Annotated in this window: 24 protein-coding genes and 1 other RNA gene; 9 read left to right on the top strand and 16 right to left on the bottom strand. The window is 74.7% G+C overall.

Translation table 11 applies throughout. The features are described from left to right. Nucleotides 1–53 precede the first annotated feature (53 nt). Together ACIQVD_RS02665 and rnpB are read left to right on the top strand one after the other, a co-directional pair. Nucleotides 54–1,517, top strand: a complete 1,464-nt coding sequence (locus ACIQVD_RS02665) for an MFS transporter (RefSeq protein WP_400686812.1) — start codon at nt 54–56, stop codon at nt 1,515–1,517. Between the two features lie 115 nt (nt 1,518–1,632). After that, an RNA gene (gene rnpB / locus ACIQVD_RS02660) (RNase P RNA component class A) lies at nt 1,633–2,033 on the top strand. 70 nt (nt 2,034–2,103) lie between these two features. Here rnpB and ACIQVD_RS02655 read toward each other — a convergent pair. The 5 genes from ACIQVD_RS02655 to ACIQVD_RS02635 all read right to left on the bottom strand — a co-directional run bounded on the left by ACIQVD_RS02655 (nt 2,104) and on the right by ACIQVD_RS02635 (nt 7,815). Continuing rightward, nucleotides 2,104–3,492 carry an ABC transporter substrate-binding protein gene (locus tag ACIQVD_RS02655; protein ID WP_402285491.1) on the bottom strand — a complete coding sequence of 463 codons (1,389 nt, stop codon included), beginning with the start codon at nt 3,490–3,492 and terminating at the stop codon, nt 2,104–2,106. A 125-nt stretch (nt 3,493–3,617) separates the two neighbouring features. Then, nucleotides 3,618–4,511, bottom strand: a complete 894-nt coding sequence (locus ACIQVD_RS02650; RefSeq protein ID WP_402285489.1) for a carbohydrate ABC transporter permease — start codon at nt 4,509–4,511, stop codon at nt 3,618–3,620. Then, complete coding sequence (locus ACIQVD_RS02645; RefSeq protein ID WP_400686818.1) at nt 4,508–5,419, bottom strand: carbohydrate ABC transporter permease; 912 nt, start codon at nt 5,417–5,419, stop codon at nt 4,508–4,510. The genes ACIQVD_RS02650 and ACIQVD_RS02645 overlap by 4 nt, the downstream gene beginning before the upstream one ends. 271 nt (nt 5,420–5,690) lie before the next feature. Beyond that, complete coding sequence (locus tag ACIQVD_RS02640; protein ID WP_402285486.1) at nt 5,691–6,320, bottom strand: response regulator; 630 nt, start codon at nt 6,318–6,320, stop codon at nt 5,691–5,693. A 220-nt stretch (nt 6,321–6,540) separates the two neighbouring features. Next, a complete protein-coding gene (locus ACIQVD_RS02635) occupies nt 6,541–7,815 on the bottom strand; it encodes a sensor histidine kinase (protein WP_402285483.1) in 1,275 nt (424 codons plus the stop codon). A gap of 381 nt (nt 7,816–8,196) precedes the next feature. On the opposite strand from ACIQVD_RS02635, the gene ACIQVD_RS02630 reads away from it, so the two are divergent. Further along, entirely contained in the window at nt 8,197–8,754 is a 558-nt protein-coding gene (locus ACIQVD_RS02630) for a heme-binding protein (RefSeq protein WP_402285480.1), read from the top strand. A 115-nt stretch (nt 8,755–8,869) separates the two neighbouring features. On the opposite strand, the gene ACIQVD_RS02625 is transcribed toward ACIQVD_RS02630, so the two are convergent. From ACIQVD_RS02625 to ACIQVD_RS02610, 4 genes are all read right to left on the bottom strand, one after another. Beyond that, nucleotides 8,870–9,220, bottom strand: a complete 351-nt coding sequence (locus tag ACIQVD_RS02625; RefSeq protein ID WP_400686826.1) for a hypothetical protein — start codon at nt 9,218–9,220, stop codon at nt 8,870–8,872. 276 nt (nt 9,221–9,496) lie between these two features. Next, on the bottom strand, nt 9,497–10,540 hold the full coding sequence (locus ACIQVD_RS02620) for a serine hydrolase domain-containing protein (protein ID WP_402285477.1): 1,044 nt from the start codon (nt 10,538–10,540) through the stop codon (nt 9,497–9,499). Nucleotides 10,541–10,655: 115 nt separating this feature from the next. Then, on the bottom strand, nt 10,656–11,054 hold the full coding sequence (locus ACIQVD_RS02615; protein WP_400686830.1) for an ACT domain-containing protein: 399 nt from the start codon (nt 11,052–11,054) through the stop codon (nt 10,656–10,658). 64 nt (nt 11,055–11,118) lie between these two features. Continuing rightward, nucleotides 11,119–12,045, bottom strand: a complete 927-nt coding sequence (locus ACIQVD_RS02610) for a phosphotransferase (protein WP_402285473.1) — start codon at nt 12,043–12,045, stop codon at nt 11,119–11,121. A 574-nt stretch (nt 12,046–12,619) separates the two neighbouring features. Here ACIQVD_RS02610 and ACIQVD_RS02605 point away from each other — a divergent pair. Further along, on the top strand, nt 12,620–13,300 hold the full coding sequence (locus ACIQVD_RS02605; RefSeq protein WP_402285470.1) for a PadR family transcriptional regulator: 681 nt from the start codon (nt 12,620–12,622) through the stop codon (nt 13,298–13,300). Nucleotides 13,301–13,332: 32 nt separating this feature from the next. On the opposite strand, the gene ACIQVD_RS02600 is transcribed toward ACIQVD_RS02605, so the two are convergent. After that, nucleotides 13,333–13,548, bottom strand: coding sequence for a hypothetical protein (locus ACIQVD_RS02600; RefSeq protein ID WP_400686840.1), 216 nt, complete (start codon nt 13,546–13,548; stop codon nt 13,333–13,335). A gap of 417 nt (nt 13,549–13,965) precedes the next feature. Here ACIQVD_RS02600 and ACIQVD_RS02595 point away from each other — a divergent pair, with 417 nt between their 5' ends. Further along, complete coding sequence (locus ACIQVD_RS02595) at nt 13,966–14,661, top strand: bifunctional DNA primase/polymerase (protein ID WP_400686842.1); 696 nt, start codon at nt 13,966–13,968, stop codon at nt 14,659–14,661. A gap of 113 nt (nt 14,662–14,774) precedes the next feature. Here ACIQVD_RS02595 and map read toward each other — a convergent pair whose 3' ends face one another. Next, a complete protein-coding gene (map, locus tag ACIQVD_RS02590) occupies nt 14,775–15,620 on the bottom strand; it encodes a type I methionyl aminopeptidase (RefSeq protein WP_100835970.1) in 846 nt (281 codons plus the stop codon). A gap of 128 nt (nt 15,621–15,748) precedes the next feature. Here map and ACIQVD_RS02585 point away from each other — a divergent pair, with 128 nt between their 5' ends. Continuing rightward, nucleotides 15,749–15,964, top strand: a complete 216-nt coding sequence (locus ACIQVD_RS02585) for a hypothetical protein (protein WP_100835969.1) — start codon at nt 15,749–15,751, stop codon at nt 15,962–15,964. Between the two features lie 7 nt (nt 15,965–15,971). On the opposite strand, the gene ACIQVD_RS02580 is transcribed toward ACIQVD_RS02585, so the two are convergent. After that, nucleotides 15,972–17,267: an MFS transporter gene (locus ACIQVD_RS02580; protein ID WP_400686845.1), complete on the bottom strand. Its 1,296-nt coding sequence runs from the start codon at nt 17,265–17,267 to the stop codon at nt 15,972–15,974. Between the two features lie 151 nt (nt 17,268–17,418). After that, nucleotides 17,419–17,997: a hypothetical protein gene (locus ACIQVD_RS02575; protein WP_402285465.1), complete on the bottom strand. Its 579-nt coding sequence runs from the start codon at nt 17,995–17,997 to the stop codon at nt 17,419–17,421. A gap of 47 nt (nt 17,998–18,044) precedes the next feature. Between ACIQVD_RS02575 and npdG the strand changes: the two genes are divergently transcribed. Both npdG and ACIQVD_RS02565 read left to right on the top strand, forming a co-directional pair. Next, entirely contained in the window at nt 18,045–18,821 is a 777-nt protein-coding gene (npdG, locus tag ACIQVD_RS02570; protein WP_402285463.1) for an NADPH-dependent F420 reductase, read from the top strand. 128 nt (nt 18,822–18,949) lie between these two features. Further along, nucleotides 18,950–19,144: a hypothetical protein gene (locus tag ACIQVD_RS02565; RefSeq protein WP_100835967.1), complete on the top strand. Its 195-nt coding sequence runs from the start codon at nt 18,950–18,952 to the stop codon at nt 19,142–19,144. A gap of 31 nt (nt 19,145–19,175) precedes the next feature. On the opposite strand, the gene ACIQVD_RS02560 is transcribed toward ACIQVD_RS02565, so the two are convergent. Further along, the gene (locus tag ACIQVD_RS02560; RefSeq protein WP_402285460.1) at nt 19,176–19,988 is read right to left on the bottom strand and encodes a site-2 protease family protein; all 813 of its coding nucleotides are present in this window, start codon (nt 19,986–19,988) and stop codon (nt 19,176–19,178) included. Nucleotides 19,989–20,209: 221 nt separating this feature from the next. Here ACIQVD_RS02560 and ACIQVD_RS02555 point away from each other — a divergent pair, with 221 nt between their 5' ends. Next, nucleotides 20,210–23,545: an ATP-binding protein gene (locus ACIQVD_RS02555; protein ID WP_400686853.1), complete on the top strand. Its 3,336-nt coding sequence runs from the start codon at nt 20,210–20,212 to the stop codon at nt 23,543–23,545. A 7-nt stretch (nt 23,546–23,552) separates the two neighbouring features. Here the strand turns inward: ACIQVD_RS02555 and ACIQVD_RS02550 are convergent, their stop codons facing one another. Both ACIQVD_RS02550 and ACIQVD_RS02545 read right to left on the bottom strand, forming a co-directional pair. Then, nucleotides 23,553–24,380: an ABC transporter permease gene (locus ACIQVD_RS02550; protein WP_111553618.1), complete on the bottom strand. Its 828-nt coding sequence runs from the start codon at nt 24,378–24,380 to the stop codon at nt 23,553–23,555. Then, entirely contained in the window at nt 24,377–25,357 is a 981-nt protein-coding gene (locus tag ACIQVD_RS02545) for an ATP-binding cassette domain-containing protein (RefSeq protein ID WP_400686856.1), read from the bottom strand. Before ACIQVD_RS02545 ends, ACIQVD_RS02550 begins: the two co-directional genes overlap by 4 nt. Nucleotides 25,358–25,383: the final 26 nt, after the last annotated feature.

Here is a 25,383-nt window from a genome sequence, read left to right as displayed (position 1 = left end):
GTGGAGCCGGGCGGTTCCAGCCTCGCCTCATGAAATGGTGGGATGATCGGACGGTGAGTCGACCGAGTACCGTGCCGGACCGCCGCCGCAGGCTGCTGATCCTGGCCATCTGCTGCCTCAGCCTGTTCATCGTCGGCCTGGACAACACCGTCGTGAACATCGCGCTGCCCGCCATCCGCACCGACCTGGACGCGCCCGCCTCCGGCCTGCAGTGGGTGATCGACGCCTACACGCTGGTGCTGGCCTCGCTGCTGATGCTCTCCGGCTCGGTGGCCGACCGGATCGGCCGCAAGCGGGTGTTCATGACCGGGCTGGTGCTGTTCGTGCTCGGCTCGCTGCTGTGCAGCCTGGCGCCCGGACTCGGCTGGCTGATCGGCTTCCGGGCGGTGCAGGCGGTCGGCGGGTCGATGATGAACCCGGTGGCGATGTCGATCATCACCAACACCTTCACCGACCGGGCGGAGCGGGCCCGGGCGATCGGCGTCTGGGGCGGCGTGGTCGGCATCAGCATGGCGCTGGGCCCGCTGATCGGCGGCTTCCTGGTGGACACCGCGGGCTGGCCGTCGATCTTCCTGATCAACGTCCCGGTCGGGCTGGCGGCCTGCCTGCTGACCTTCCGCTACGTGCCGGAATCCCGGGCGTCCCGGCCCCGCCGGCTGGACCCGGTCGGCCAGCTGCTGATGCTGCTGCTGCTCGGCTGCGGCACCGCCGCGATCATCGAGGGCCCGGCGCACGGCTGGACCTCGCCCGGCATCCTGGCCCTGGCGGTGACCGCCGTCGCCGCGCTGGTCGCCTTCCCGCTCTGGGAGCTCCGGGTCGCCGAACCGCTGATCGACCCGCGGTTCTTCCGCAGCGCCCCGTTCACCGGCGCCACCGTCACCGCGGTGTGCGCGTTCGCCGCGCTCGGCGGCTTCCTGTTCCTCAACACCCTGTACCTCCAGGAGGTCCGCCACTACAGCCCGGTGGTGGCCGGCCTGTGGACGCTGCCGATGGCCGGGCTCACCCTGTTCGCCGCCCCGCTCTCCGGCCGGATCGTGGCCGGGCGCGGCCCGCGCCTGCCGCTGCTCGGCGCCGGCGCCGCGATCACCGCCAGCGGACTGCTGCTGACCCGGCTGACCGCCGACTCCCCGGCGCTCCTGCTGCTGCCCGCGTACGCGCTGTTCGGCATCGGCTTCGGCCTGGTGAACGCCCCGATCACCAACTCGGCGGTCTCCGGCATGCCGCTCTCCCAGTCCGGGGTGGCCGCCGCGGTGGCCTCCACCAGCCGGCAGATCGGCCAGTCGCTGGGCGTCGCGGTGATCGGCACCGTGGTGACCAGCGCGGTCGCCTCGGCCGGTGGCTTCGCCCCCGCCACCCACGCCGGCTGGTGGATCGTGACCGGCCTGGGCCTGACCGTCCTGGTCCTCGGCCTGGTCACCACCACCCCCTGGGCGGCCGGCACCGCGGCCCGGGTCGCCGCCCGCTTCGACCGCCTGCCGGACCGCCCCCGCCAGGACGCCGCCGGCCCCGCCCGCTGACCGGCGCGCGGGACCACCGTGCGGGGACGCCGTGCGGGGGTCCCGTGCGGAGACGCCGTGCGAGGGTCCGTGCGGGGGCGCGTCCCGGAGCGGCTACGATGACCAGTACGGCGGACGAGCCGGCCGGGCGGTCGCGTCGGGTCCCTTCGGGGCCCGCCGAGGAACGTCCGGGCTCCACAGAGCAGGGTGGTGGGTAACGCCCACCCGGGGTGACCCGCGGGACAGTGCCACAGAAAGCAGACCGCCCACCGCTCCGGCGGCGGGTAAGGGTGAAACGGTGGTGTAAGAGACCACCAGCGACCGAGGTGACTCGGCCGGCTCGGTAAACCCCACTCGGAGCAAGGTCAAGATCGGTGCCCCCGGGCACCGTGCGCGAGTGTTCGAGGGCTGCTCGCCCGAGCTCGCGGGTAGACCGCACGAGGCTGTCGGCAACGGCAGCCCTAGATGGATGGCCGCCTCCCCCGGCCGCGCGAGCGACCTGGGAGACAGAACCCGGCGTACAGGCCGACTCGTCCGCCGCCCTCCGCCTCCAGGGCCCGACCGCGCACCCGCGGCCGGGTCCTTCGGCGTCTCCCGGCTCCGGGGGTCAGCCGACCGAGGAGTTGTAGCCGTCGATGGCGGGCTGGAGCTCCTTGGCGGCGTCGGCCAGCGCCTGCTGGGCGGTCTTGGAGCCGGAGACGGTCTGCTCGATCGCGGTCTCCACGCCCTTGCGGGCCTGCGGCATCACGCCGAGCAGGCAGCCCGCGGTGGCCGGGGTCGGCTTGGTGGCGGCGAGCTGGTCGATGGCGGTCTGGAACTGCGGGTACTGGGCCACCCACTGCTTGTCGGCGGCGACGTCCAGCGACTTCGTGTTGACCGGGAAGTAGCCGGTGCCGACGTGCCAGGCGGCCTGCTGCTCGGGGGAGGTGAGGAACTTCTCGAACTCCCAGGACGCCCGCTGCTGCGCGTCCGAGTGGCCCGGGCCGGAGACCCAGAGCGAGGCGCCGCCGATGACCGGGCCGCCCTGGTCGCCGGCGGCGGTCTTCGGGAACGGCGCGGTGCCGACGGTGAACTTGGCGGCCTCGGTGTAGCCGCGCAGCACGCCGGTGGACTCCAGGTGCATGGCCACCGTGCCGGCCTTGAACGCGGCCTGCGCGTCGGTGGTCTGCCGGCCGGTGTTGGCCGCGTAGCCGCCCTTGATCAGGTCGGCCCACCACTGGACGATCTCGGCGCCCTTGGCGGTGTCGAAGCCGGCCTTGGCCGCCTTCCCGGTGCGGCCGTTGCCGTTGTCGCAGTACAGCGAGCCGGACTCGGCCAGCAGCTCCTCGACGAACCAGCCGTAGACCGCCGCGCCGAAGCCGTACCGGACGGTCTGCCCGCTGCCGTCCTTCTTCGTCAACCGCTTGGCGAGGTCGCCCAGTTCGGCCAGCGTGGTGGGCGGCTGGGCCGGGTCGAGGCCGACCTCCTTGAAGGCGTCGTCGTTCAGGTACAGCAGCGGCACCGAGGAGTTGAAGGGCATCGAGGCGAGCTTGCCGTCCACCGAGTAGTAGTTGCGGATGTTGGGCTGGAGGTCGTCCAGCGCGTAGCCGTCCCGGTCGGCGAACGCCTGGGCCGGGACGGTCTGCCTGGAGTCGATCATGAAGCGGGTGCCGATGTCGTAGACCTGCACCAGCGCCGGGGTGGCCTTCTGCTGCACCGACGCCTTGTACTTGGCGATCAGGTCGTCGTAGCTGCCCTGGAAGACCGGCTTCACCTCGATCTTCCCCTGGTGCGCGGAGTTGAACGCGGACACCAGCGAGGTCAGCGTCTCGGCGTTCTTGCCCGTCATCGAGTGCCAGAACTCGACGGTGGTCACCCCGGACGCCTGGTCGAGCGCGGAGGCGGCGGGCGCGGCGGCGTCACCCGAGGCGCCGCCCCCGGAACCGCCGGAGCTACAGCCCGTCAGGGCCAGGCCGGACACCAGCAGGGCGGCGAGCGCGCGGGCACTCTTCTTCACGGGGCTTCTCTCTTCTACGAGGGTGGGTGCCGGGAGAGTCGAGCGGATGCGGATGCGGATGCGGATGCGGGTACGCGGGTGGACCCGGGTGCGGGGCGGGCGCGGGTGCGGTGGCCGGCGGGGCGTCAGCGGACGGCTCCGGCGGTCAGGCCGCGGACGATGAAGCGCTGGCCGAACACCACCAGCGCCAGCGTGGGCAGCAGCGACAGCACCACGCCGGCCAGGATCAGGCCCGGGTCGGCCATCTCCGAGTCGCGCAGCGTGGACAGGCCGATCTGCAGGGTCTGCATCTCGGCGGTGCGGGTGATGATCAGCGGCCAGAAGTACTGGTTCCAGGCGGACAGGAAGACGTAGACGGCGAGCGCCGCCAGCGCCGGCCGGTTCAGCGGCACCAGGATCCGCCACAGGAACCGCCAGTGGCCCGCCCCGTCGATCCGGGCGGCGTCCCGCAGCTCGGCCGGGAACTGCCGGAACGACTGCCGCAGCAGGAACGTCCCGAAGCCGGAGGCCAGGAACGGCAGCACCAGCCCGAAGTAGGTGTTGCCCAGGCCCCAGCCGGACAGCGTCAGGTAGTTGGGGATGACCACGGCCTCCCACGGGACCATCAGGGTGGCCAGGAACAGCCCGAACACCACCGCGCGGCCGCGCAGCGGCAGGAACACGAAGGCGTACGCGGCCAGGACCGAGGTGAACAGCTGCGCCGCGGTGATCACGCCCGCCACCAGCACCGAGTTGGCGTACTGGCGGACCAGCGGCACCGCGTGCACCGCGCCGGAGAAGTTCCGCCCGGTGACCGCGTGCGGCACCAGCGCGGGCGGGTACCCGGCGATCTCGTCCGGGCGCATCAGCGCACCGGCGAACACGTAGTAGACCGGGAACAGCACCGTCAGCGCGGCGGCCAGCAGCACCAGGTGGACCACGGTCCTGGCCGGCACCCCGCGCAGGTGGGCGCGGCGCCGGGCGGGACGGGCGGGGGCGGCCCCGGCGGGCGCCCCGGTCTCGGTGCGGGCGGTGGTCATGCGTAGTGCACCTTCCGTTCCAGGACGCCGAACTGGACGGCGGTGCAGGCCAGTACGACCAGCAGCAGCACCACGGCCTGGGCGCTGGCGGTGCCGAAGTCGCTGGAGCCGTAGGCGAACGCCTTCTGGTAGACGGAGTAGACCAGCGTGCGGGTCGAGCCGTCCGGGCCGCCCCGGGTGAGGATGTGGATCTGGCCGAAGCTCTGCAGCGCGTTCACCGTGGAGACCACGACCAGGAAGAACAGGCTGGGCCCGAGCAGCGGCACCGTCACCGAACGGGCCAGCCGCAGCCCGGCGGCGCCGTCCAGCCGGGCGGCCTCGGTGATCTCGGCGGGGATCGCGCCGATGCCCGCCGAGAGCACCAGCACGTTGTAGCCCAGGTTCATCCAGACCGTGGACGCGGCGACCGAGAGCAGCGCGTACCGGGAGTCGGTCAGCCAGCCGACCGGGCCCAGGTGGAACTGCGACAGCAGCCCGTTGAGCACCCCGCTGGCCGGGTTGTAGAGGACCGAGAAGACCACCGAGGCGCTGGCCACCGAGAAGGCGAACGGCAGCGCGAAGGCCGAGCGCAGCAGCCGGACCCCGCGGATCCGGCTCTCCAGCAGCAGCACCAGCAGCAGCGCCCCGAGCACCCCGGGCACCACCGTCAGCAGCACGAACAGGGCGGTGGTGAGCAGAGTGTCGCGGAACTCGGCCGAGGCCAGCAGGTCGGTGTAGTGCCGCAGTCCGACGTAGCGCGAGGGCGCGCCGAACAGGTCGTTGGCGTGCGCGCTGAGGTAGAGGGTGCGCCCGAGCGGATAGCCGATGAACAGGGCGAAGACGGCGACCGAGGGGAGCAGGAACACCCAGGCGAGGCCGTGCTCCCCGAGGCGGCGCGGCGGCGCCTGCGGGGGTGGTGCGGTCGGCATGGGGCGCGTCCGCCTTTCGTGACGTCGGTTCCGGCCAAACCGTGTCGCGCCCGAACGACAGGCCGGCGAGGGGAGGGTGAGCGGAGTGTGGCGCGTTCCTTACGCGTTCGCGTCACACCGGCGGGCCCCGTGTGGTTACCCCTCTCCCGACACTTCTGCACCTCCCGTTTGTCACCGGATCGTCAGACTTCTTGGCCGGAGCGGCTGTTGGGGCGCGGCCGTCGCCTCGTCGGACTGTTCTGTTGTCAAGGAGCGGACGGACGGCGGGAGTTCAGCGCAGCAGGCGGCGCTCCTTGGCGATGGCCACCGCACCGGAGCGGGTGTCCACGCCGAGCTTGGCGTAGATCCGGCCGAGGTGGGTCTTGACCGTCGCCTCGCTGATGAACAGCGCCCGGGCGATCTCCTTGTTGCCCAGGCCCTGGCCGAGCTGGTCCAGGATGTCCTGCTCGCGGTCGGTGAGCTGGGGGAGCGGGGAGCGCATCTGGGCCATCACCCGGGAGGCGATCGGCGGGGAGAGCGCGGGCCGGCCCGCCGCCGCGGCGCGGATCGCGGCGAACAACTCCTCCGGCTTCTCGGCCTTCAGCAGGTAGCCGGTGGCGCCCGCGCTGATCGCCCGGCTGATGTCGGTGTCGGTGTCGAAGGTGGTCAGCACCAGGACGTGGCTCTCCCCGGGCCCGGCGAGCACCCGCCGGGTGGCCTCCACGCCGTCGATCCCGCCGCCCAGCTGGAGGTCCATCAGGACCACGTCCGGCCGGAGGGCGGCGGCCAGCGAGACCACCTCCTCGCCGGTGCTGGCCTCACCGACCACCTCGATCGCCGGGTCGCTGGACAGCAGGGCCAGCAGCCCGGCCCGGACCATGGCGTGGTCGTCGCAGATGACCAGCCGGACGGTGTCGTTCATGAACCCGCTCCTTCCGTGTTGTCCTCGCCGTGGGGCCCCGGGCCCGGAGGTCGCCCTCGGCCGGGCGCTCCCGGCGACTGACGCTATCGGCCGGGGAGGCCGCCGGGACGGTTACCGACTCGCTGTCGGGCTGCTGCCGGGCTGACGCCGGGCCGCCGCCGGACTGCCTTCGCGGGCGCGGCCGAGCGCCGCCGCCGGATCGCTGCTCAGCGGCCCGCCATCAGCGGCCCTCCAGGGGGATGGCCGCGGAGACCACCGTGCCCTCGCCCGGGGCGGACTCGACGGTGAGCGTGCCGCCCAGCTGGCGCAGCCGGGCCCGCATCGCCGGAAGCCCGTGCCCCCGGCTCCCATCGACCGCCCGCTCGCCGCGTCCGCCGAGCGCGCCGCGGTCGTCGTACGTGCCGCGGTCGTCGTACGTGCCGCGGTCGCCGGGCTCGGCCCGCTCGGGCCGTTCGCCCCGCCCGGACCGGCCCGGGGTGAAGCCGCGACCGTCGTCCGCGACGTCCAGCACCGCCTGGTCGCCCAGGTAGGACAGCGTGATCGAGGCGTGCTCGGCCCGGGCGTGCTCCCTGGTGTTGGCCAGCGCGCCCTGGGCGATCCGCAGCAGCGCGGACTGCGCGGCGGCCGGCATCGGCGCGGGGGCCCCGTCCAGGTGGAAGCGGACGGCCAGGCCGCTCTCGGCGGCCTCCCGGTCGGCCAGCGCGGCCAGCGCAGCCTCCAGGGTGCCCTGCTCCGCGAGGTCGGCCGGGGCCAGGTCGTGGACGAAGCGGCGGGCCTCCGCGAGGTTCCGCGCGGCGATCGCGGCGGCCGTCCGGACGTGGCCGCGGGCGGCCGCCGGATCCTGCTCCCACGTCCGCTCCGCGGCCTGGAGCAGCATCCGCTGGCTGGACAGGCCCTGGGCGAGGGTGTCGTGGATCTCGACGGACAGCCGCTCCCGCTCGGCCAGCGCGCCCTGCCGGCGCTCCACCGCGGCCAGCTCCCGCCGGGTGCGGATCAGGTCGATGATCAGCTTCCGCTGCCGGGCGCCCTGCCGCTGCATGTACAGGAACACCGCGGTGGCCAGCGCGGCGACGGCCGGGGGCAGCAGCAGCATCGTCGGGTCGAAGCCGCCGGGCAGCCGCAGCTCGGAGACCACCACCAGCACCGTCAGCGCCGTCACCAGCGGGATCGCGGCCCGCGGCGGCAGCGCCCGGAGCACCGTGTACACCAGCGGGACGGCGCACCAGGCGAAGCTCGGCGCCATCAGCACCAGCACCGCCCAGCTGGCCAGCACCGCCGCCAGCCAGGGCTGCCGCCGCTCGGACAGCCCGGACAGGTGGCCCACGGCCAGCGCCAGGCTCAGCCCCACCACCCACGGTGTCAGCGGGCTGGACAGGTGGTGCGCCAGGTACCTCGCCAGCGAGGTGCCGAGCAGCAGGACGAAGGCCAGCCGCATGACGACCGTGAGCCAGCCCGCGTCCGGGTCGACGGCCCGGGACAGGGGTTGACGCATCATGGCTGCCTCCTTCGTCCTCGTCGTTCCCGGCGGCGTGCTGCCTGCGTGCCGTCGGCGTGCTGCCGACGTGCTGCCGACGTGCCGTCGGCACGCTCCGGGCCTCCCGACGGGCGCACGGCGCGTCACCTCCGCTCGCGGAGCGTCACGCTGCGTCACGCCCGTCATAGCGATGGTGGACCGGGACGGCGGCCCGCACATCCACCGATCGGCTGACACGGATGTCGTCCATCATGCGCCGCAGAGCGAGCCGGTTCGCCGATCCGGGGAGGGGGTGCCGGGGCGAAACATGGGTGGCGAGGCCGGGGCGCACCGCGATCCGGCGCCGAACGAACCCCCTCCCGATCCCCGATACGCCCGATGCACCCGATACAGGAGCCGAAAATGAAGAAGCTGAGCACCCGCACCCGCGTCGTCACCGGTGCCGTCACGGTCGTCGCGGTCGGTGCCGGCGTCGTCGGCGCCGTCTCCGCCGGCGCCGAGACCCCGCAGGCGGCCCCGGCCGGTGCCGTCCACGCCGACGTGCAGGACAAGAACACCTTCCAGTCCACCCACCTGACGGTCGAGGCCGCCACCAAGGCCGCCCAGGCCAGCCTGGACGCCGCCGCCAAGGCCGGTCAGAAGGTCTCCGTCGCCGTCGTCGACCGCAACGGCAGCGTGATCGTCGAGCTGCGCGGCGACGGCTCGGGCCCGCAGTCCTTCGAGTCGGCCGAGCGCAAGGCGTACACCGCGGTGTCCTGGAACGCGCCGACCTCCGAGCTGGTCAAGCGCCTGGCCCAGGCCCCGAACCTGAAGGACATCCCCGGCACCCTGTTCCTGGGTGGCGGCGCCCCGGTCCAGGTCAAGGGCGCCCCGATCGCGGCCGTCGGCGTGGCCGGCGCCCCGAGCGCCGACCAGGACGAGCAGTTCGCCCAGGCGGGTGCGGCCGTGCTCAACAGGTGACCCGCCCCGGGCGCCGCCGCCGGCCACCCCCCACGCCCGGCGGCGCACCACCCCGCGGGCCCGCCCCCCGGAGGAGCGGGCTCGCGGGGCCCCCACGGCATACCCGGGCGGCGGCTCAGTCCTCCCGGTAGGCGCACAGCGCCCAGATCACGAACACGTCCAGCGCGATGATCACCAGTGACCACAGCGGGTAGTACGGCAGCGCCAGGAAGCTGCCGATCAGGCTCAGCGCGGCCAGGAAGATACCGACGATCCTGGCCCAGGCCGCGCCCTGGATGACGAAGAAGCCGGCCAGCGCGACCAGCGCGCCGATCACCAGGTGGATCCAGCCCCAGGAGGTCAGATCGAACCGGAAGACGTACCGCGGCGTGCTGACGAAGACGTCGTCCTCGGCGATCGCCATGATCCCGTGGAACACCTCGAGGATGCCGTTGACCAGCATCACCACACCCGCGAACAGCACCATCCCGGAGACCCAGCCCCTATTCCGGTGGCCCTGGGGACCACCGGCGGTACCACCGGAGCGGGGACCGGCGGGCGGTGTCGCGGTCGGACCGACAGACGAGCTCATGGAACCTCCTAGGCCGAAGCAGGTCTTGCCCCGACCCTCCGCCCCCGGCCGCCCCCGGGCATTCGGGCGACTCCGTCCGGGTGAATCCGCCCCTGCCCGCCCCCACTCGCCCTTCGCCCGGCTCCCGACTGCCCCCGCCCGTTCCTCGCCCGGCCGCTGGGTGCCGCGCGGTCAGTCGCCGGGCAGCAGGGAGCGCAGCGCGCGGGCGCGCAGCTCGGCCAGCCGGGTGCGGTCCCAGCCGTGGTAGACGGCGTTGGTGCAGAGCACCACGAAGCGGCGGGTGCGCGGGGCCAGGTAGAGGCTGGTGCCGGTGAAGCCGTGGTGGTAGGCGACCGAGCCCTTCGCGGTGACGATCCAGGCCAGGCCCCGGGCCAGGTCCGGTTCGACGGGGACCAGCGGGCGGCGGCTCAGCGCGAACCACTCGGGCAGCGGGCCGGACGGGGCGAGCAGGTGTTCGGCGAAGGCGGCCAGGTCGGCGGCGGACGAGAACACCCCGGCGTGCCCGGCCACCCCGCCGAGCAGGGCCGCGCTCGGGTCGTGCGGGATGCCCCAGGTCCGGGGCGCGCCGCGCAGCCGCTGCTCGGTCGGCGCGAGCCGGTTGTCGCGCGGCAGCGGGCCGTACGCGGTGGCGTCCAGGCCGAGTCCGCGCCACAGCGCGTCGGCGAGCACCGCCAGTGGTTGGCCGAGCAGTTCGGGCAGCAGCAGTCCGAGCAGGATGAAGCCCCGGTCGATGTACCGGTGGTGCGCGCCGGGCACCGAGACCAGCGGTTCGGCGCACAGGTGCTCGATCAGCGGCCGTCCGCTGTGCTGGTAGCGGGCCAGTCCGGTCTGCGGGAGCAGCCCCGAGGTGTGGTTCAGCAGTTGGCGCGCCGTCAACTCACCTCCTGGGGAAGGCAGCTGGGGCAGAACGGCGCGCAGCGGGGCGTCCAGGTCGAGCAGCCCGGCGCGGACGGCGGTGCCGACCAACGGCCAGGTGGCGAGCACCTTGGTCAGCGAGGCCAGGTCGTAGCGGGTGTGCTCGTCGGGGCGGGCGTCGCCGCACTCGGGGGCGACCACCCCGCGGCTGACCACCGTCCGGCCCGCCCCGGCCTGACCGGCCACCAGCACCCCGCCCGGGAACTGCCCGCCGTCCACCGCCGCCCCGAGCAGGGCGCCCAGTGCGGTGGCGGTGGCGGCGGTCCAGTCGGCGGCAGGCTGCTGCGGATCGGCTGACACGGCGTCCCTCTCGTCCGGACCGGCGGGGCCTTCCCCCGGATTGTCACCCGCCCCGGCCGCCGGGGCCAGGGTGCCGGGGCCGGGGCGGGGCCGGGGGCGGGGCCGGTCCGAGGAGTCAGGAACGGTGCGCCGAGAGCGAGTTGAGCGCCTCCAGGGCCCGGTCGGCCTCGTGGACGGGCACGAACAGGTGGTCGTGGTGGAAGCCGGCCACCACGTTGCAGCCGATCCCGTGGTCGGCGAGCGCGGTGGCGACGGCGGCGGTCAGCCCGACCGCCTCCAGCGCGGAGTGCACCCGCAGGGTCAGCCAGGCGGCGACGTACGTGTACGGCAGGCCGAGCGCGTCGGCCTCCTCCTCGGCGACCACGAAGGTCACCCCCTCGGGTTCGGCCACCGTCACCACCGGCCGCAGCCCGGCGGGCACCCGCCCGGGGAGGGTGCAGTACACGTAGCGGCCCGGGTTGCGGACGGGGCGCAGGCCGGAGAGCAGGGCGTCGAGGTCGTGTTCGGCTGCCATGGCGTCACGGTAGTGGGTCCGAACGGGTCGGTGGGAGTGGCGCGGGCCCGTGTCGGATGGCGGGTCAGCCCGCGGCGGTGGCGAGCAGGCGGTTCAGCGAGGCGCGGGCGGGCGGACCCCACTTAGCTTTGCCGCCGGGGCGGCCGTGCTCGCCGGCGTGCCCGATCAGCAGGCAGGCCAGGGCGCGCTGGGCGGCCACGGCGCGGGCGCGGCGCAGGGTGGCGGGGTCGGGGGCGGGGCGGTAGGCGGCGTGGAAGCGGTCGATCGCCGCGTCCGGGAGCAGGATCCAGGCGGCGGCCAGGTCGAGGGCGGGGTCGCCCGCGCACAGGTCGCCGAAGTCGATCACGCCGCAGAAGGTGCCGTCCGCGGTGAGCACGTTGGCCGGGTGCAGGTCGCCGTGCAGCCACAGCCGCGGGCCGCTCCACTCCGGCGCGGCGACACCGTCCGCCCAGAGCGCGCGGACCGCGTCCGGGTCGGCGACCAGGTCGGCGTCGACGGCGGAGGCGAGCTGCCGCTCGAAGTGCGCGGAGGCGTCGGCCAGCCGCCCGCCCCGCCCCCGCCCGGCGGGGGCCGCGGCGGGCGCGGGGCGGTGCAGGGCGGTCAGGAAGCCTGCCAGCACGTCGCCCGCCCCGGCCCGGGTGGCGGGCGCCCGGTCGGCGGGCTCGCCGGGCAGCCAGGTGGTGACGATCCAGGGCCGCGGGAACCGCGCGGACGGCTCACCCAGCCGCTGCGGGACGGGCACCGGCAGCGGCAGCCCCGGCGCGAGCACGGGCAGCCAGGCGTGCTCCTTGCGCAGCAGCGCGTCCGCCGACCCGGTCGCCCAGGGCAATCGCACGGCCAGCCCGTCGCCGAGCCGCCACAGCTGGTTGTCCCACCCCCGCGCACCGGGCACGAGCGGCAACCCGGCCAGATCGGGATGCTGCTCGCGCAGCAGGCCCCGCACCAACTCCGCGGTGATGTCCGCCGGTTCGCCGATCGAGCTGTCCGTCATGCACCGCAACCCTAGCCGGACACCCACCACGACACCCGGGCCACACCCCCCGACCGGCCCGCCGCCACCGGATCTTCCCCGCGCTCCGCCTGGAGCACGACGCGCCGTCGGAAAGCCTTGGGCAATGGGACGGTCACTCGTTCTCTAGGTCGTCGGCAGGGGCCCACTCCTCGCGGCATCCCGGGCGATCGGAGTAGGCGGTCGCCGCGAGGACTCCCACCGACCAGTCGATGCCGTGGCTGTCGCGGTCCTCGGGGCCGGCGTGCTCCGGGTCGCGCCAGGCGGCGAGCAGGTCGCCTCGTCGGCGTCGAGCTGCTCGTGCAGCCAGGTGATCAGTGCAGTGGTCGTGCGCGCATGATCCCCCGCCCCACCCGCAGCGCCCGGTCCGGCTCCCGCTCGCTCCCGTCGACTCCACCGCCCGGACCCGGACCCCGGCCCAGTCGGTCGGAGTGCGGCGAGGCGGATCGGAAGGTGTCGGAACGGGTTGCCATCCGATAGTTAGCGATATATCGTTGAGGTATCGAGATGCTTCGGTAGTCGGAGCGTCCGGACTGTGGAAAGACAGGTGTTCGTCATGCGTTACGACAAGCGTTTTGGTGGAGAAGGCCGGCGTCGTTGGGCCGAGGGCCCGGGGCGGTCGGGGCGTGCCGGGGTGCCCGGTGAGGGGGCCGACGAGTTCGAGGGGCGGGCCGCGTTCGGGCCGTTCGGGGCGCCGGGGCGGCCGATGCCGCCGTTCGGGCCCGGGTTCGGGCCGCGTGGGCGGGGGTTCGGCGGGCACGGACCGCGTGGGCACGGAGGCGGTCGGCGCGGGGGGCGGGCCAGGCGCGGTGACGTGCGGGCCTCGCTGCTCGCGCTGCTGCGGGAGCGGCCGATGCACGGCTACGAGATGATCACCGAGATCGGTGAGCGCACCGGCGGGGTCTGGCGGCCCAGCCCGGGCTCGGTGTACCCGACGCTCCAGATGCTGGAGGAGGAGGGGCTGATCAAGGCCAACGAGGAGTCCGGCAAGAAGCTGTTCGAACTGACCGAGCAGGGCCTGGCCGAGGCCGAGCGGGCCGGTGAGTCCCCGTGGGACGAGGCCGGTCGGCAGGGCGACTGGGAGGCCGTGCAGGAGGTCGGCATCGCGCTCGCGGCGGTGGACCAGGCGGTGCGGCAGGTCATGGCGACCGGCACCGAGGAGCAGCGGGCCAAGGGCCTCGCGGTGCTGGCCGAGACGAAGAAGAAGCTCTACCTGATCCTGGCCGAGGAGGACTGAGACGACGGGGGGCGGGCGGGGCCGGGGCCGGGTCAGCCCTCGGGGTCGTACTCGTAGCGCCAGCGGTAGCGCCCCTTGGGGCCGTACTCCTTGGCGCGGCGGTAGACCAGGGTGGTCGCCGGGGTGTCTCCGTGCGCGGGGACGGGCACCCGGTAGACCTTGGGGACGCTGTGCATCATGCCCAGCAGGACCGGCAGGACCCGGCCGTCCAGCGGGCCCCCGGTGAACTCGGTGTCGGCGCTCTTCACCCGACCAAGGGTAGGCGCGCCGCCGGGGAGGCGGACCGGCCGGGTATGTCCGTTCCGGGCCGGGGGTGTGGAGCGGGTGTGACGGGGGCGGCACCGCTCCCGGTCATCCGGAGGGTTCCGGGAGCCTTATCCTGCTACGTACGCCCCCGGGGTTCACCCGGGTCCGCGGGCCCGTACGGGTCGGGCGGGGCGCGCCGAGGCGCGTCCGCCCGCCGGGCGCGACTCTCGCGCCCCGTACCCGACCCCGGACGTCGGCCGCCCGGAGACCCCGGCCCGGTCGACGGCAGGACGCCCCCGCGCGCGGTGCACCCCTCCGGGAAGCAGCGAGCGGCTCCGTGCGTTGGCGTCGGTTGTTGCGTCGGTGGCCGTGCCGTACCTGGCACGGCGACTCGGACAGGTGCGTGCGGAAGGGGCCAGATGGAAACCAGCAGCAGGTGGACGTCCTGGTGGCGGCGGGAGCGGCGGGACCGCCCCGGCGCCGGAGGGGACGCGGCCGCGAGGCTGGATCTGCTGCTGGGGGCGGCCGGGGCGGGTTTCCCGGTGGCGCCCGCGGCGCACCCGGCCGGGTACCGGTGCTCGTGCGACCGGGTCGGCTGTCCGGCCCCGGCCCAGCACCCGCTCTCCTTCGCCTGGCAGTCCCAGGCCACCACCGACGCCGAGCAGGTGGCGCGCTGGCTCGACCGGGACCCGGAGGCGAACTTCGTCACCGCCACCGGTCGCGCGCACGACGTGCTGGACGTGCCGGCCGAGGCCGGCGTGCTCGCCCTGCGGCGGCTGGACGCGCTCGGCGTGGGCGGCCCGGTCGCCGCGGTCGGCGCCGACCGCTACCTGTTCTTCACCGCGACCCGCGGCACCCCGCAGGACGAGGACGAGTGGTGGACCAGCGCGCTGGACTCCACCCCCGACACCGTCTCCGAGCACCCCGGCCTGCGCTGGCACTGCCGCGGCTCGTACACCCTCGTCCCGCCGGCCGCGCTGCCGGACGGCTCCGAGGTGCGCTGGCTGCGCGGCCCCGAGCAGCCCCTGCCGGACCCGCTGCGGGTGCTGGACGTGCTGACCGACGCGTGCACCGAGGTCGGCGCGGTGGCCCAGGAGCAGTGGCTGATCGGCTGAACCGGCCGCCCGGCCGACCAGCAGGAACGATTGTGCGCGGCAGCGGCCCGCCTCCCCCTGCCGCAGGGGGTGGCGGGCCGCCGTGCCGCGCCGTCAGAGCGGGTGCCGGGGCGTCAGGGCAGGGTGAGGATCTCCGCGCCGTCCGCGGTGACCAGCAGGGTGTGCTCGAACTGGGCGGTCCGCTTGCGGTCCTTGGTGACCACCGTCCAGCCGTCCGGCCAGATGTCGTAGTCGTAGCTGCCCAGGGTGAGCATCGGCTCGATGGTGAAGGTCATCCCGGGCTTGATCACCTGGGTGGCCCGGTCGCTGTCGTAGTGCGGGATGATCAGGCCGGAGTGGAACGAGGTGTTGATGCCGTGGCCGGTGAAGTCGCGCACCACCCCGTAGCCGAAGCGCTTGGCGTACGACTCGATCACCCGGCCGATCACGTTGACCTGCCGGCCCGGCTTGACCGCCTTGATCGCCCGGTTCAGCGACTCCTCGGTCCGCTCGACCAGCAGCCGGGACTCCTCGTCCACCTCGCCGCACAGGTAGGTGGCGTTCAGGTCGCCGTGCACGCCGTGGATGAACGCGGTGGCGTCGATGTTCACGATGTCGCCGTCCCGCAGCACCGTCGAGTCCGGGATGCCGTGGCAGATCACCTCGTTGATCGAGGTGCAGATCGACTTCGGGAAGCCCCGGTAGCCGAGGTCCGACGGGTACGCGCCGTGGTCGCACATGTAGGCGTGCGCGACGGCGTCCAGCTCGTCGGTGGTGACGCCGGGGGCGATCAGCTTCGCCGCCTCGGCCATCGCCCGCGCCGCGATCCGGCCGGCGATCCGCATCTTCTCGATCGTCTCCGCGTCCTGCACCTCGGGGCCGGTGTACGGCGTCGGCGCGGGCTTGCCGACGTACTCCGGACGCGCGATGTGCGCGGGGACCTTGCGGGTGGGGGACAGCGTGCCGGGTACCAGAGCCATGACGGCGAGTGTATCGGCCGCCGCCCGCCCGCCCCCGGCCGCGTGTAGGGCCGCCGCGGCGGGAAAGGATCACCACCGACCGCCGCGGCCCGCCCGCCGCGGCGCCCACCAGGACGGGAGACCAGACGATGGCGTTCGGCCGCAAGCCCACCGGGCAACCGGGGGAGTGGTTCTACTGCATCAAGCACGGCAAGGTCGAGGAGGGCCCGGACTGCCCGGCCAAGGACCGGCTCGGCCCGTACGCGAGCCGGGAGGAGGCCGCGCACGCCCTGGAGACCGCGGCCGAGCGGAACCAGGAGTGGCGGGACGACCCGCGCTGGAACGACGACGAGCCCAAGGGCTGACGGACCGTCAGGAGACGCCGGCGGCCTGGCGCTCGTGCTGGTCCCGCACCGCCAGCGCGTGCGGGTCGGTGCGCGAGTCCCAGGCCAGCAGCTTCGGGATCGCCGCGGTCAGCGCCAGCACGCCCAGCACGCACAGCGCGCCACCGGCCCAGATCGAGCCGCGCACCCCGGCCAGCGCCGCCATCCCGCCGGCCCGCACCTGGCCCAGCTGCGGGCCCACCGAGTAGGAGAGCACCTCCACCCCGGCGAGCCGCCCGCGCAGCCCGTCGGGGATGGACTGGTTCCAGATCGTCGACCGGGCCACCCCGCTGACCTGGTCGGCCCCGCCGGCCAGTGCCAGGAACAGCAGCACCAGCCAGATGTTCCCGACCAGCCCGGCCAGCGCCACCGCCCCGCCCCAGCCGAGCGCCGCGAACAGCAGCATCCGGCCGTGCCGGTGCACCCGGGCCGTCCAGCCGCCGGTGGCCGCCACCACCAGCGCCCCGGCCGCCGTCGCCCCGTACAGCAGGCCCAGCGCCCACTCCGCGTCCAGCTCCGCGGCCAGGAACGGGTACAGCGCCACCGGGTAGGCGAACACCATCGCCACCAGGTCGATCGCGTACGTGCCCAGCAGGTCCTTGCGGCTCCAGGCGTACGCCAGGCCCTGGCCGATGGTGCGCAGCGAGGGGGCCTCGGCGCTCTCGGCGGGCGGCACCGGCCGCATCCGGACGATCAGCGCCAGCGAGAGCAGGAAGGTCAGCACGTCCAGCGCGTAGGCGCTGCGGGCGCCGGCCACCGCGACCACCACGCCCGCCAGCGGCGGGCCGGCCACCGAGGCGACGTTGCGGTACAGCGAGTTGAGGGCGAACGCGGCGGGCAGCTGGTCGTGCGCCACCACCCGGGGCACCATCGAGTCCAGCGCCGGGCGCTGGAGCCCGGCCAGCGCCGCCGTCAGCGCCGCGACCAGGTAGATCGGCCACAGCAGCGGGTGCGGCAGCAGCGCGTTGGCCAGCAGCAGCGCCGACAGCAGGGCCAGCCCGGCCTCGCTGAGCAGCACCAGGCGCCGCCGGTCCAGCGCGTCCGCCAGGGCGCCGCCCCACAGGCCGAACACCACCAGCGGCACCAGCTCGAACGCGCCGACCAGGCCCACCGCGAAGGTCGAGTCGGTCAGCTGCTTGAGCTGGATCGGCAGCGCCACGAACGACAGGAAACTGCCGAAGCCGGTCACGCACCCCGACGCCCAGAGCAGCCGGAAGTCCCGGGAGGCGCGCCAGGGCGTGAGATCCGGGAGGAGCCTGCGGAGGAACGGGGCGGTACGTGTCACATGGCCAGATGGTGCGCGACCGGGACGGGCCGGGGCAACCGGTTTTCCGGAGCTGCGGCGGCGAGGGGCGACGGTGGCGATGGCGATGGCGATGGCGGTGGCGGTGGCGGCACGGCCGGGGCGGCTCCGGTCTGGGCCCGGACGGCCCCGGCTACCAGCGCAGCACCGGCGAGGCGGCCAGCCGCTCCGCCAGCCGGGACAGCCGGGAGCGCGACGGGGCGGTCGCGGCGGCCGAGCTGACCAGGTGCTGGACCAGCTCGAACGGCTCCGGCGCGGCCTCCGGCACGGTGAGCCGCTCGTGCGCCAGGTCGGTCAGCTCCGGGTCGCCGTCGTCCAGGGCCAGCAGCACCGCCCCGGCCCGGCGGGCGTCGTCCAGCCGCTCCAGCAGCGGCGCGTCGGCCGGGCCGGGCGCCACCAGCAGCACCGTCGCGCCGGTGCGCGCCTCCGCGAGCCGGGGCAGCCCGCAGGCCAGGTGCTCCGGCGCGCCGGTCGGGACGGCGTGCCGCAGCAGCGTCGGGGCCAGCTCCGGCAGGCCCCCGTAGGCGGCCTCGTCGCTCAGGTGCGCCGCCAGGTGCCACGGCTCGTAGCGGGGGGTGCCGACCAGCAGCAGGCCGGTCGCGCTGCGCCTGGTCACCGAGCCGCGCAGCGCGGAGGCGAAGGCGCCCGCCCGTTCGGGCCAGCCGGTGCCGGCCAGCGACTGCCGGAGTGCGGAAACTCTCACCGCGTCCATGCGCGACAGCATGCTGCCCCGACGCCCGGTTTGGCAGGATCTTGGCCATGACGCAACCCGATTCAGTGAACGCGACGGCAGTGCCCGCGACGGCGGCTGACGAGACGGCCCCGGACGAGACGGCCACGGACGCGACGGCCCCGAACGCGACGGCCGGACCCGGCCGGAACCTGCCCGACGTCTCCCACCTCGTGGTGGGGGTCATCGGCGGCACCGGCGACCAGGGCCGCGGCCTCGCCCTGCGGCTGGCCAGGGCCGGACAGCAGGTGGTGGTCGGCTCCCGCAGCGCCGAACGCGCCGCGGCCTGCGCCGCCGAACTGGGCCTGGGCATCCGCGGCGCCGACAACGCGGCCTGCGCCGCCGCCAGCGACGTGGTGATCGTCGCGGTGCCGTGGGACGGCCACGCCGAGACGCTGACCTCGCTGCGCGCCGAACTCGCCGGGAAGATCGTGGTGGACTGCGTCAACCCGCTGGGCTTCGACAAGCAGGGCGCCTACCCGCTCCAGGTCCCCGAGGGCTCGGCCGCCCAGCAGGCCGCCGCGCTGCTGCCCGACTCCACCGTCACCGCCGCCTTCCACCACCTGTCGGCGGTGCTGCTCCAGGACGAGGGCGTGGAGCGGATCGACACCGACGTGATGGTGCTCGGCGAGGACCGGGCCGCCACCGACACCGTGCAGGCGCTGGCCTCCCGGATCCCCGGCATGCGCGGCGTCTTCGCCGGGCGGCTGCGCAACGCCCACCAGGTGGAGTCGCTGGTCGCCAACCTGATCTCGGTCAACCGCCGCTACAAGGCCCACGCGGGCCTGCGGATCACCGACGTGTGAGCCCGGCGCGCGCCGCGGCCCCGCCCGCGCCCCGGCGCGCGCCCCGCCGGGTCCCACCCCCGGGCCCGGCGGACCCGTTCGGTCGGCGAGAATGGCCGGGCACACCGCCACTCCGAGGAGCCCCCGCCATGCCCCGCAACGCCCTGTACGCCTCGATCGTCCTCGTCCTGGCAGTGACCGCCGCGGTGGTCTCCTTCGTCAAGGGCAACTGGCTGGGCGTGGTGTGGATCCTGATGGCGGGCGTGGCCAGCAACATCGCCTGGTACCACGTCCGCAAGGACCGCGCCGAGCGCCGCGCCGCGACCGCCGCCGACCGGGGCTGAGCCGCCACCGGACCGCCGGCTCCCGCCCGTTCTAGTTCTGCCAGAACCGGAACAGGTGGTCGCCGAGCGCCGGGTAGACCGGGTCGACGCCGAACAGGTCGAAGACGTGCAGCGTCCCCTCCTGGAGCCACTGCCCGACCTGGCTCTGCCACACCAGCGCGAACAGCAGCAGCATGCCGTACGGCGCGTACGGCGCGATCGCCCGGCGGGTCCGGTACGACAGCCAGGGCTCGACGATGCCGTAGCCGTCCAGGCCGGGCACCGGCAGCAGGTTCAGGATCGCCGCGGTGACCTGGAGGTAGGCGAGGAAGCCCAGCGCGGCCGGCAGCGGCGAGAGCGGGTACTCGATGCCGTCGGCGCTCGACGGCAGGTCCGGGTTGTCGAACCAGCCCTGGCTGATCAGCACCAGCGTCACCACGCCGAACGCCACGTTCACCAGCGGCCCGGCCGCCGAGATCAGGCTGTGCTTGAGCCGGCCGGAGATCCGGTCCCGCTCGATGTACACCGCGCCGCCGGGCAGGCCGATCCCGCCCATGATCACGAAGACCACCGGCAGCACGAAGCTCAGCACCACGTGCCCGTACTTCAGCGGGTTCAGGGTCAGGTAGCCCTTGGTGCCGACCGTGAGGTCGCCGCCGGCCAGCGCGGTGCGGGCGTGCGCGTACTCGTGCAGGCAGAGCGAGACCATCCAGCCCGCCACCACGAACAGGAACACGCCCATCCGGTCGTTGCCCCAGCCCGAGGCCAGCGCGATGCCGGAGGCGAGGAAGGTGCCGGCCAGCGCCAGGAAGATCGGGCTGACCCGGCCCTCCGCGCTGCGCTGGCCGGTGCTGGCGTAGGTCATGACGAGAGGGCTCCGGGGATGGGGGGCGGGACAGGCGTCCGATCATGCCGCCGACCGGGCGCGGCAGACAAGCGGCCCCGGGTGAACGCACGGGAGCGGACGGACGTTCCGCCCCGGCCGGGCCCCCCGGCCGGGCCCCCGACCGGCTCCCGGGCCGCCCCCGGCCGGGCGTTCCGCACGGGTGTGCGCCCGGCCCCCGGCGCGTCCCCCAGAATGGGCGGGTGCACTACGGCATCCTCGGCACCACCACCGCCCACCACGACGACGGCACCCCGGTCGCGCTCGGCGGCGCCCGGCTGCGCGCCCTGCTGGCCGCGCTCGCCCTGCGCCAGGGCCGTCCCGTGCCCGCCGAGCTGCTCGCCGACGAGGTGTGGGCCGACGAGCCGCCGCAGGACGCCGCCGCCGCGCTGCAGACCCTGGTTGGCCGGCTGCGCCGCACGGTGGGCCGGGCCGAGATCGGCTCCGGGCCCGCCGGGTACTGGCTGACCGACCCGCGCACCGACGTCGCCGAGTTCCAGCGCCGGGCCGCCGACGGCGCCCGCGCCCTCCGGGACGGCGACCCGGCCGCCGCCGCCGAGCAGCTCACCGCCGCGCTCGCGCTCTGGCGCGGCCCGGCCCTGGCCGACCTGCCCGACCGCACCGCCCCCGCCGCCCGCCTGGAGGACCAGCGCGCGGAGGCCCGCCGGCACCGGCTGACCGCCGCGCTCGCCCTCGGCCGCACCGCCGAGGTCACCGCCGAACTCGCCGAACTCTGCCGCGACCACCCCTTCGACGAGCAGCTCCAGGCCCTCCAGCTGCGCGCCCTGCGGGCCGCCGGCCGCACCGCCGAGGCGCTCGGCCGCTACGAGGAGGTCCGGCGCACCCTGGCCGACCGGCTCGGCACCGACCCCGGCCCCGAACTGCGCGCCCTGCACCAGGAGTTGCTGCGCGCCGAGGCGCCCCCCGCCCCGGCCCCCGCCGCCGCGCCGCCGACCGCCCCGGCGGCCGGCAACCTCCGCCCCGGCCGGACCAGCTTCGTCGGCCGGGACGGCGAACTCACCACCGTGGCCGACGCCCTGACGGCCGGCCGGCTCACCACCCTGACCGGCCCCGGCGGCTCCGGCAAGACCAGGCTGTCGGTCGAGGCCGGCCGCCGCGAGCAGGACGCCGCCCGCTGGCCCGGCGGCGTCTGGCAGGTCGAACTCGCCCCGCTGGAGGACCCGGCCGCCGTCCCCGACGCCGTCGCCTCCGCGCTCGGCCTGCGCGAGACCGTGCTGCACACCGGCGGCGCCGTCGCCGAGGCCATCGAGGGCGGCCGCAAGGACCCGGTCTCCCGGCTGGTCGACCACCTCGGCCGCCGCCGCGTCCTGCTGCTGCTCGACAACTGCGAGCACGTCATCCAGGCCGCCGCCGACCTCGCCGACCGGCTGCTCGCCGACTGCCCCGGCGTCACCGTGCTCGCCACCAGCCGCGAACCGCTCGGCGTCCCCGGCGAGTCCGTGCTGCCGGTCGAGCCGCTGCCCGACCCGACCGCGCTGCGCCTGCTCGCCGAGCGCGGCGCCGCCGCCCGCCCCGGCTTCCGCACCGACCAGGACCCGGCCGCCTGCGCCGAGATCTGCCGCCGCCTGGACGGCCTGCCGCTGGCCATCGAACTGGCCGCCGCCCGGCTGCGCGGCATGACCCCGCGCCAGCTCGCCGACCGCCTCGACTCCCGGTTCGCCCTGCTCACGGCGGGCTCCCGGACCCTGCTGCCCCGCCAGCAGACCCTGCGCGCCGTCGTCGACTGGTCCTGGGACCTGCTCGGCGACCGCGAGCGCGCCGCGCTGCGCCGGCTGTCGGTGTTCGCCGGCGGCTGCACCCTGGAGGCCGCCGAGCAGGTCGTCGCCGACGGCGAGCTGGTGCGCCGCGAGGAGGTCGCCGACCTGCTGCTCTCGCTGGTCGACAAGTCCCTTCTGGTGGCCGGGCTGGGTGAGCAGCCCCGCTACTGGATGCTGGAGACCATCCACGAGTACGCCGCCGAACGCCTCGCCGAGGCCGCCGAACCCGAGACCGGCCACCGCCACACCGCCCACTACCGCGAACTCAGCCGCACCGCCTACCTGAACCTGCACGGCCCCGGTCAGCTCGACGAACTCGCCCGCCTCGACCGCGAGCAGGAGAACGTCCGGGCCGCGCTGCGCCGCGCCGTCGACACCGGCCGGGAGCAGGAGGGCCTCGTCCTGGTCCTGTCGATGGCCGGCTACTGGATGCTGCGCGACTACCGCGCCGAGTCCCGTTCCTGGTACGACGCGGTCGCCGCGCTCGGCCCCGACCCGTACGCCGACGACGCCCCGCCGGCCGTCCCGCTCACCGCCGGGCCGCTGGACGCGCCGCTGCCGATGCCGCCCGAACTGCTCGACGAGGCCCGCCGCCAGCTCGGCCTGCACCGGCTGATCAGCCTGTTCTCCGGCGACCTGGGCCTGCTCGACAGCTCGGGCGCGCTGGACACCGCCGAACGCATCCTGGCCACCTACACCCCCGACCTGCCGCAGTCCTACCGGCAGCCGGTGCTCGCCCGGGTGTTCACCGTCTTCCTCACCGGCGAGATGGAGCGCACCCGCGAGGTGATGGACGACGCGGTGGCCGGCGCCCGGGTGCACGGCGGCCCGCTCGACCTGGCCTTCGCCCTGCAACTGCGGGCCCGGCTGCTCAACGACCTGGCCGGCGCGCTGGACCAGGCGATCGCCGACAGCGAGGAGGCGCTCGCCCTCTACACCGCGCTGGGCGACCGCTGGGGGATGTCCGACGCGCTCTCCGGCAAGGCCGAGAACGCCACCAAGTCCGGCGACGCCGCCCAGGCCGAGGCGGCCTTCCGGCAGGCCATCGAGCTCTCCGTCCAGCTCGGCGCCCACCAGGAGGTCCCGATGCTGCGGGCCCGGCTCGGCGAGGTGCTGGCCGAGCGCGACCCGGAGGCCGGCGAGCGGATGGTCCGCGAGGCGGTCGCCGCCGCGTCCGAGGACCGGACCGACGCCGAGGGCGCCCGGATGTACGGGCGGCTGGTGCTGTGCAACCTGTCCGCGCGGCGCGGCGACTACGCGGGGGCGCTCGCGGTGCTCGACGAGCTGCCGGTCGACCCCGGCGCGCGCGGCCCGGTGCCCTCGGTGTTCACCGGCATCGTCGGCTGCATCCGCGGCTGGGTGGTGGCCCGGGCCGGCGACCCGGTGGCCGGGCTGGAGCTGATGCGGGCCGGGCGCCGCGCGATGACCGAGGTCGAGGCCGGCGCCACCGTCTTCGTCGAGCACATGGCGATGATGCTGATGACCCCGGTGGCCGGCGCCCTGGTCGAGTACGCCCGCGCGTTCGACGAGCCCGCCGCCGCCCGCCGCGCCGCCGAACTGCTCGGCGCCCACGACGGCATCAGCGGCATGCCCGGCTCGTTCATGGAGCGCAGCGAGCACGCCCGGTGCGTCGCCGCGGCCCGCGAACTGCTGGGCGGGGACGACTACCTGGCCGCGTACGAGCGGGGCGGACGCCTCACGCTGCGTGAGGCGTCCGCCCTGTTGAACGATCCCGGCCCGTTCGGCGCCGGGTCCTGCTGACCCACCGTCAGGTGCGCTTGCGGAAGCGGGCCACCGCCAGCGGCGCGGTCACCACGGTGATCGCCGCCGCCCAGAGCAGTACCGTCACCACCGAGTTGCCCACCGGCTGGTCGTTGATCAGGGCGCGGCAGGCGTCGGCCAGCGCGGACAGCGGGTTGTGCTTGGTGAACGCCTGCAGCCAGCCCGGCATGGTGGTCGGGTCGGCGAAGATCGAGCTGCCGAACTGCAGCGGCATCATCACGATCATCGACATGCCCTGCACGGCCTGGGCGCTGCGCAGCGACATGCCCAGCAGCATCGACACCCACATCAGCGAGGAGCCGAACACCAGCGACAGGCCGACCGCGGCCAGCAGCTTCAACGGGCCGCCGTCGATGTCCATCCCGAGGGCCATCGCGAAGCCGATCAGCACCGCGAAGGCGACCACCGCCCGCAGCGTCTCCGCGATCATCTTCGACAGCAGCACCGCGGAGCGCCCGATCGGCAGGGTGCGGAAGCGGTCCATCACGCCGGTCTGGAAGTCGGTGTTCAGGCCGGTGCCCAGCGCCATCGCCAGGTTGAGGCCGGTGGTGCCGAGCAGGCCGGGCACCATGTACTGCATGTACTGGTGCTGTCCGCCGGCCATCGCGCCGCCGAACACGTAGACGAACAGCAGGATCATGATGACCGGGACCAGCAGCGCGTCCAGCATCGACTCCGGGTCGGCCTTGATCCGCATCAGGTTCCGGCGGGTCAGCGCGCCCAGGTGGCGCAGGTTGGCCCGCAGGCCGATCCGGGTGTCGTCCTCGGTGACGGCGGCCGGCGCCGGGGCGGGGTTCAGGGTGGCGGTGCTCATGCGACGGGCTCCTTGTCACGGGTCTGGGCGGGGACGGCGGACTTGCCGGTGATGGACAGGAACACCTCGTCCAGGCTGGGCAGCTTGGTGTCGATGCCGGCCACCCCGTAGCCGCGGGTGCCCAGCACCCCGATCACGGTGGTCAGCTGCCCGTCGTCGGTCAGGTGCACCGACAGCAGCTCCGACTCGGCCGAGAAGGTGGCCGGGACGCCGGCCTCCTGGAGCACCCGGGCCATCTCCGGCAGCTGCGCCGGGTCGGTCGGCCGCACCTGCAGGCTCTGCCCGCCGACCTGCGTCTTGAGCTCCTCGACGCCGCCGTTGGCGATCACCCTGCCCTTGTCGATCACGGTCAGGGCGTGCGCGAGCTGCTCGGCCTCCTCCATGTACTGGGTGGTCAGCAGCACCGTCGACCCCTCGCCGACCATCCGCTGCACCTCGTCCCAGACCTCGTTGCGGGTGCGCGGGTCGAGGCCGGTGGTGGGCTCGTCCAGGTAGAGCACCCGGGGGCGGCCGATCATCGAGGCCGCGAGGTCCAGCCGGCGGCGCATGCCGCCCGAGTAGCCCTTGGCGGGCCGCTTGGCCGCCTCGGTGAGCGAGAAGCGCTCCAGCAGCTCGGCGGCGCGGGCCTTGGCGTCCTTCGCGGACAGGTCCAGCAGGCGTCCGATCAGGTACAGGTTCTCGTAGCCCGACAGCAGCTCGTCCACCGAGGCGTACTGGCCGGTCAGGCCGATGGTGCGGCGCAGCTGCTTGGGCTGGCGCAGCACGTCGTAGCCGCCGACGAACGCGGTGCCCGCGTCCGGCTTGATCAGCGTCGACAGCACCCGCACCAGGGTGGTCTTCCCGGCCCCGTTCGGCCCGAGCAGCCCCAGCACCGTCCCCTCGCGCACCGTCAGGTCGACCCCGTCCAGGGCCTTCGTCTCCCCGTAGTGCTTCACGATGCCGTGGACCTCCACGGCGTTGCGCTCGATTCGTGTCATGGGAACACCGTGCCGGGCCCGGCTGT

The sequence above is a fragment of the Kitasatospora sp. NPDC090308 genome (assembly GCF_044769485.1).
GTDB classification, from domain to species: Bacteria; Actinomycetota; Actinomycetes; order Streptomycetales; family Streptomycetaceae; genus Kitasatospora; species Kitasatospora fiedleri.
Note: the sequence above shows the minus strand (reverse complement) of the source record. Positions and strands in the feature narration are given on the sequence as shown.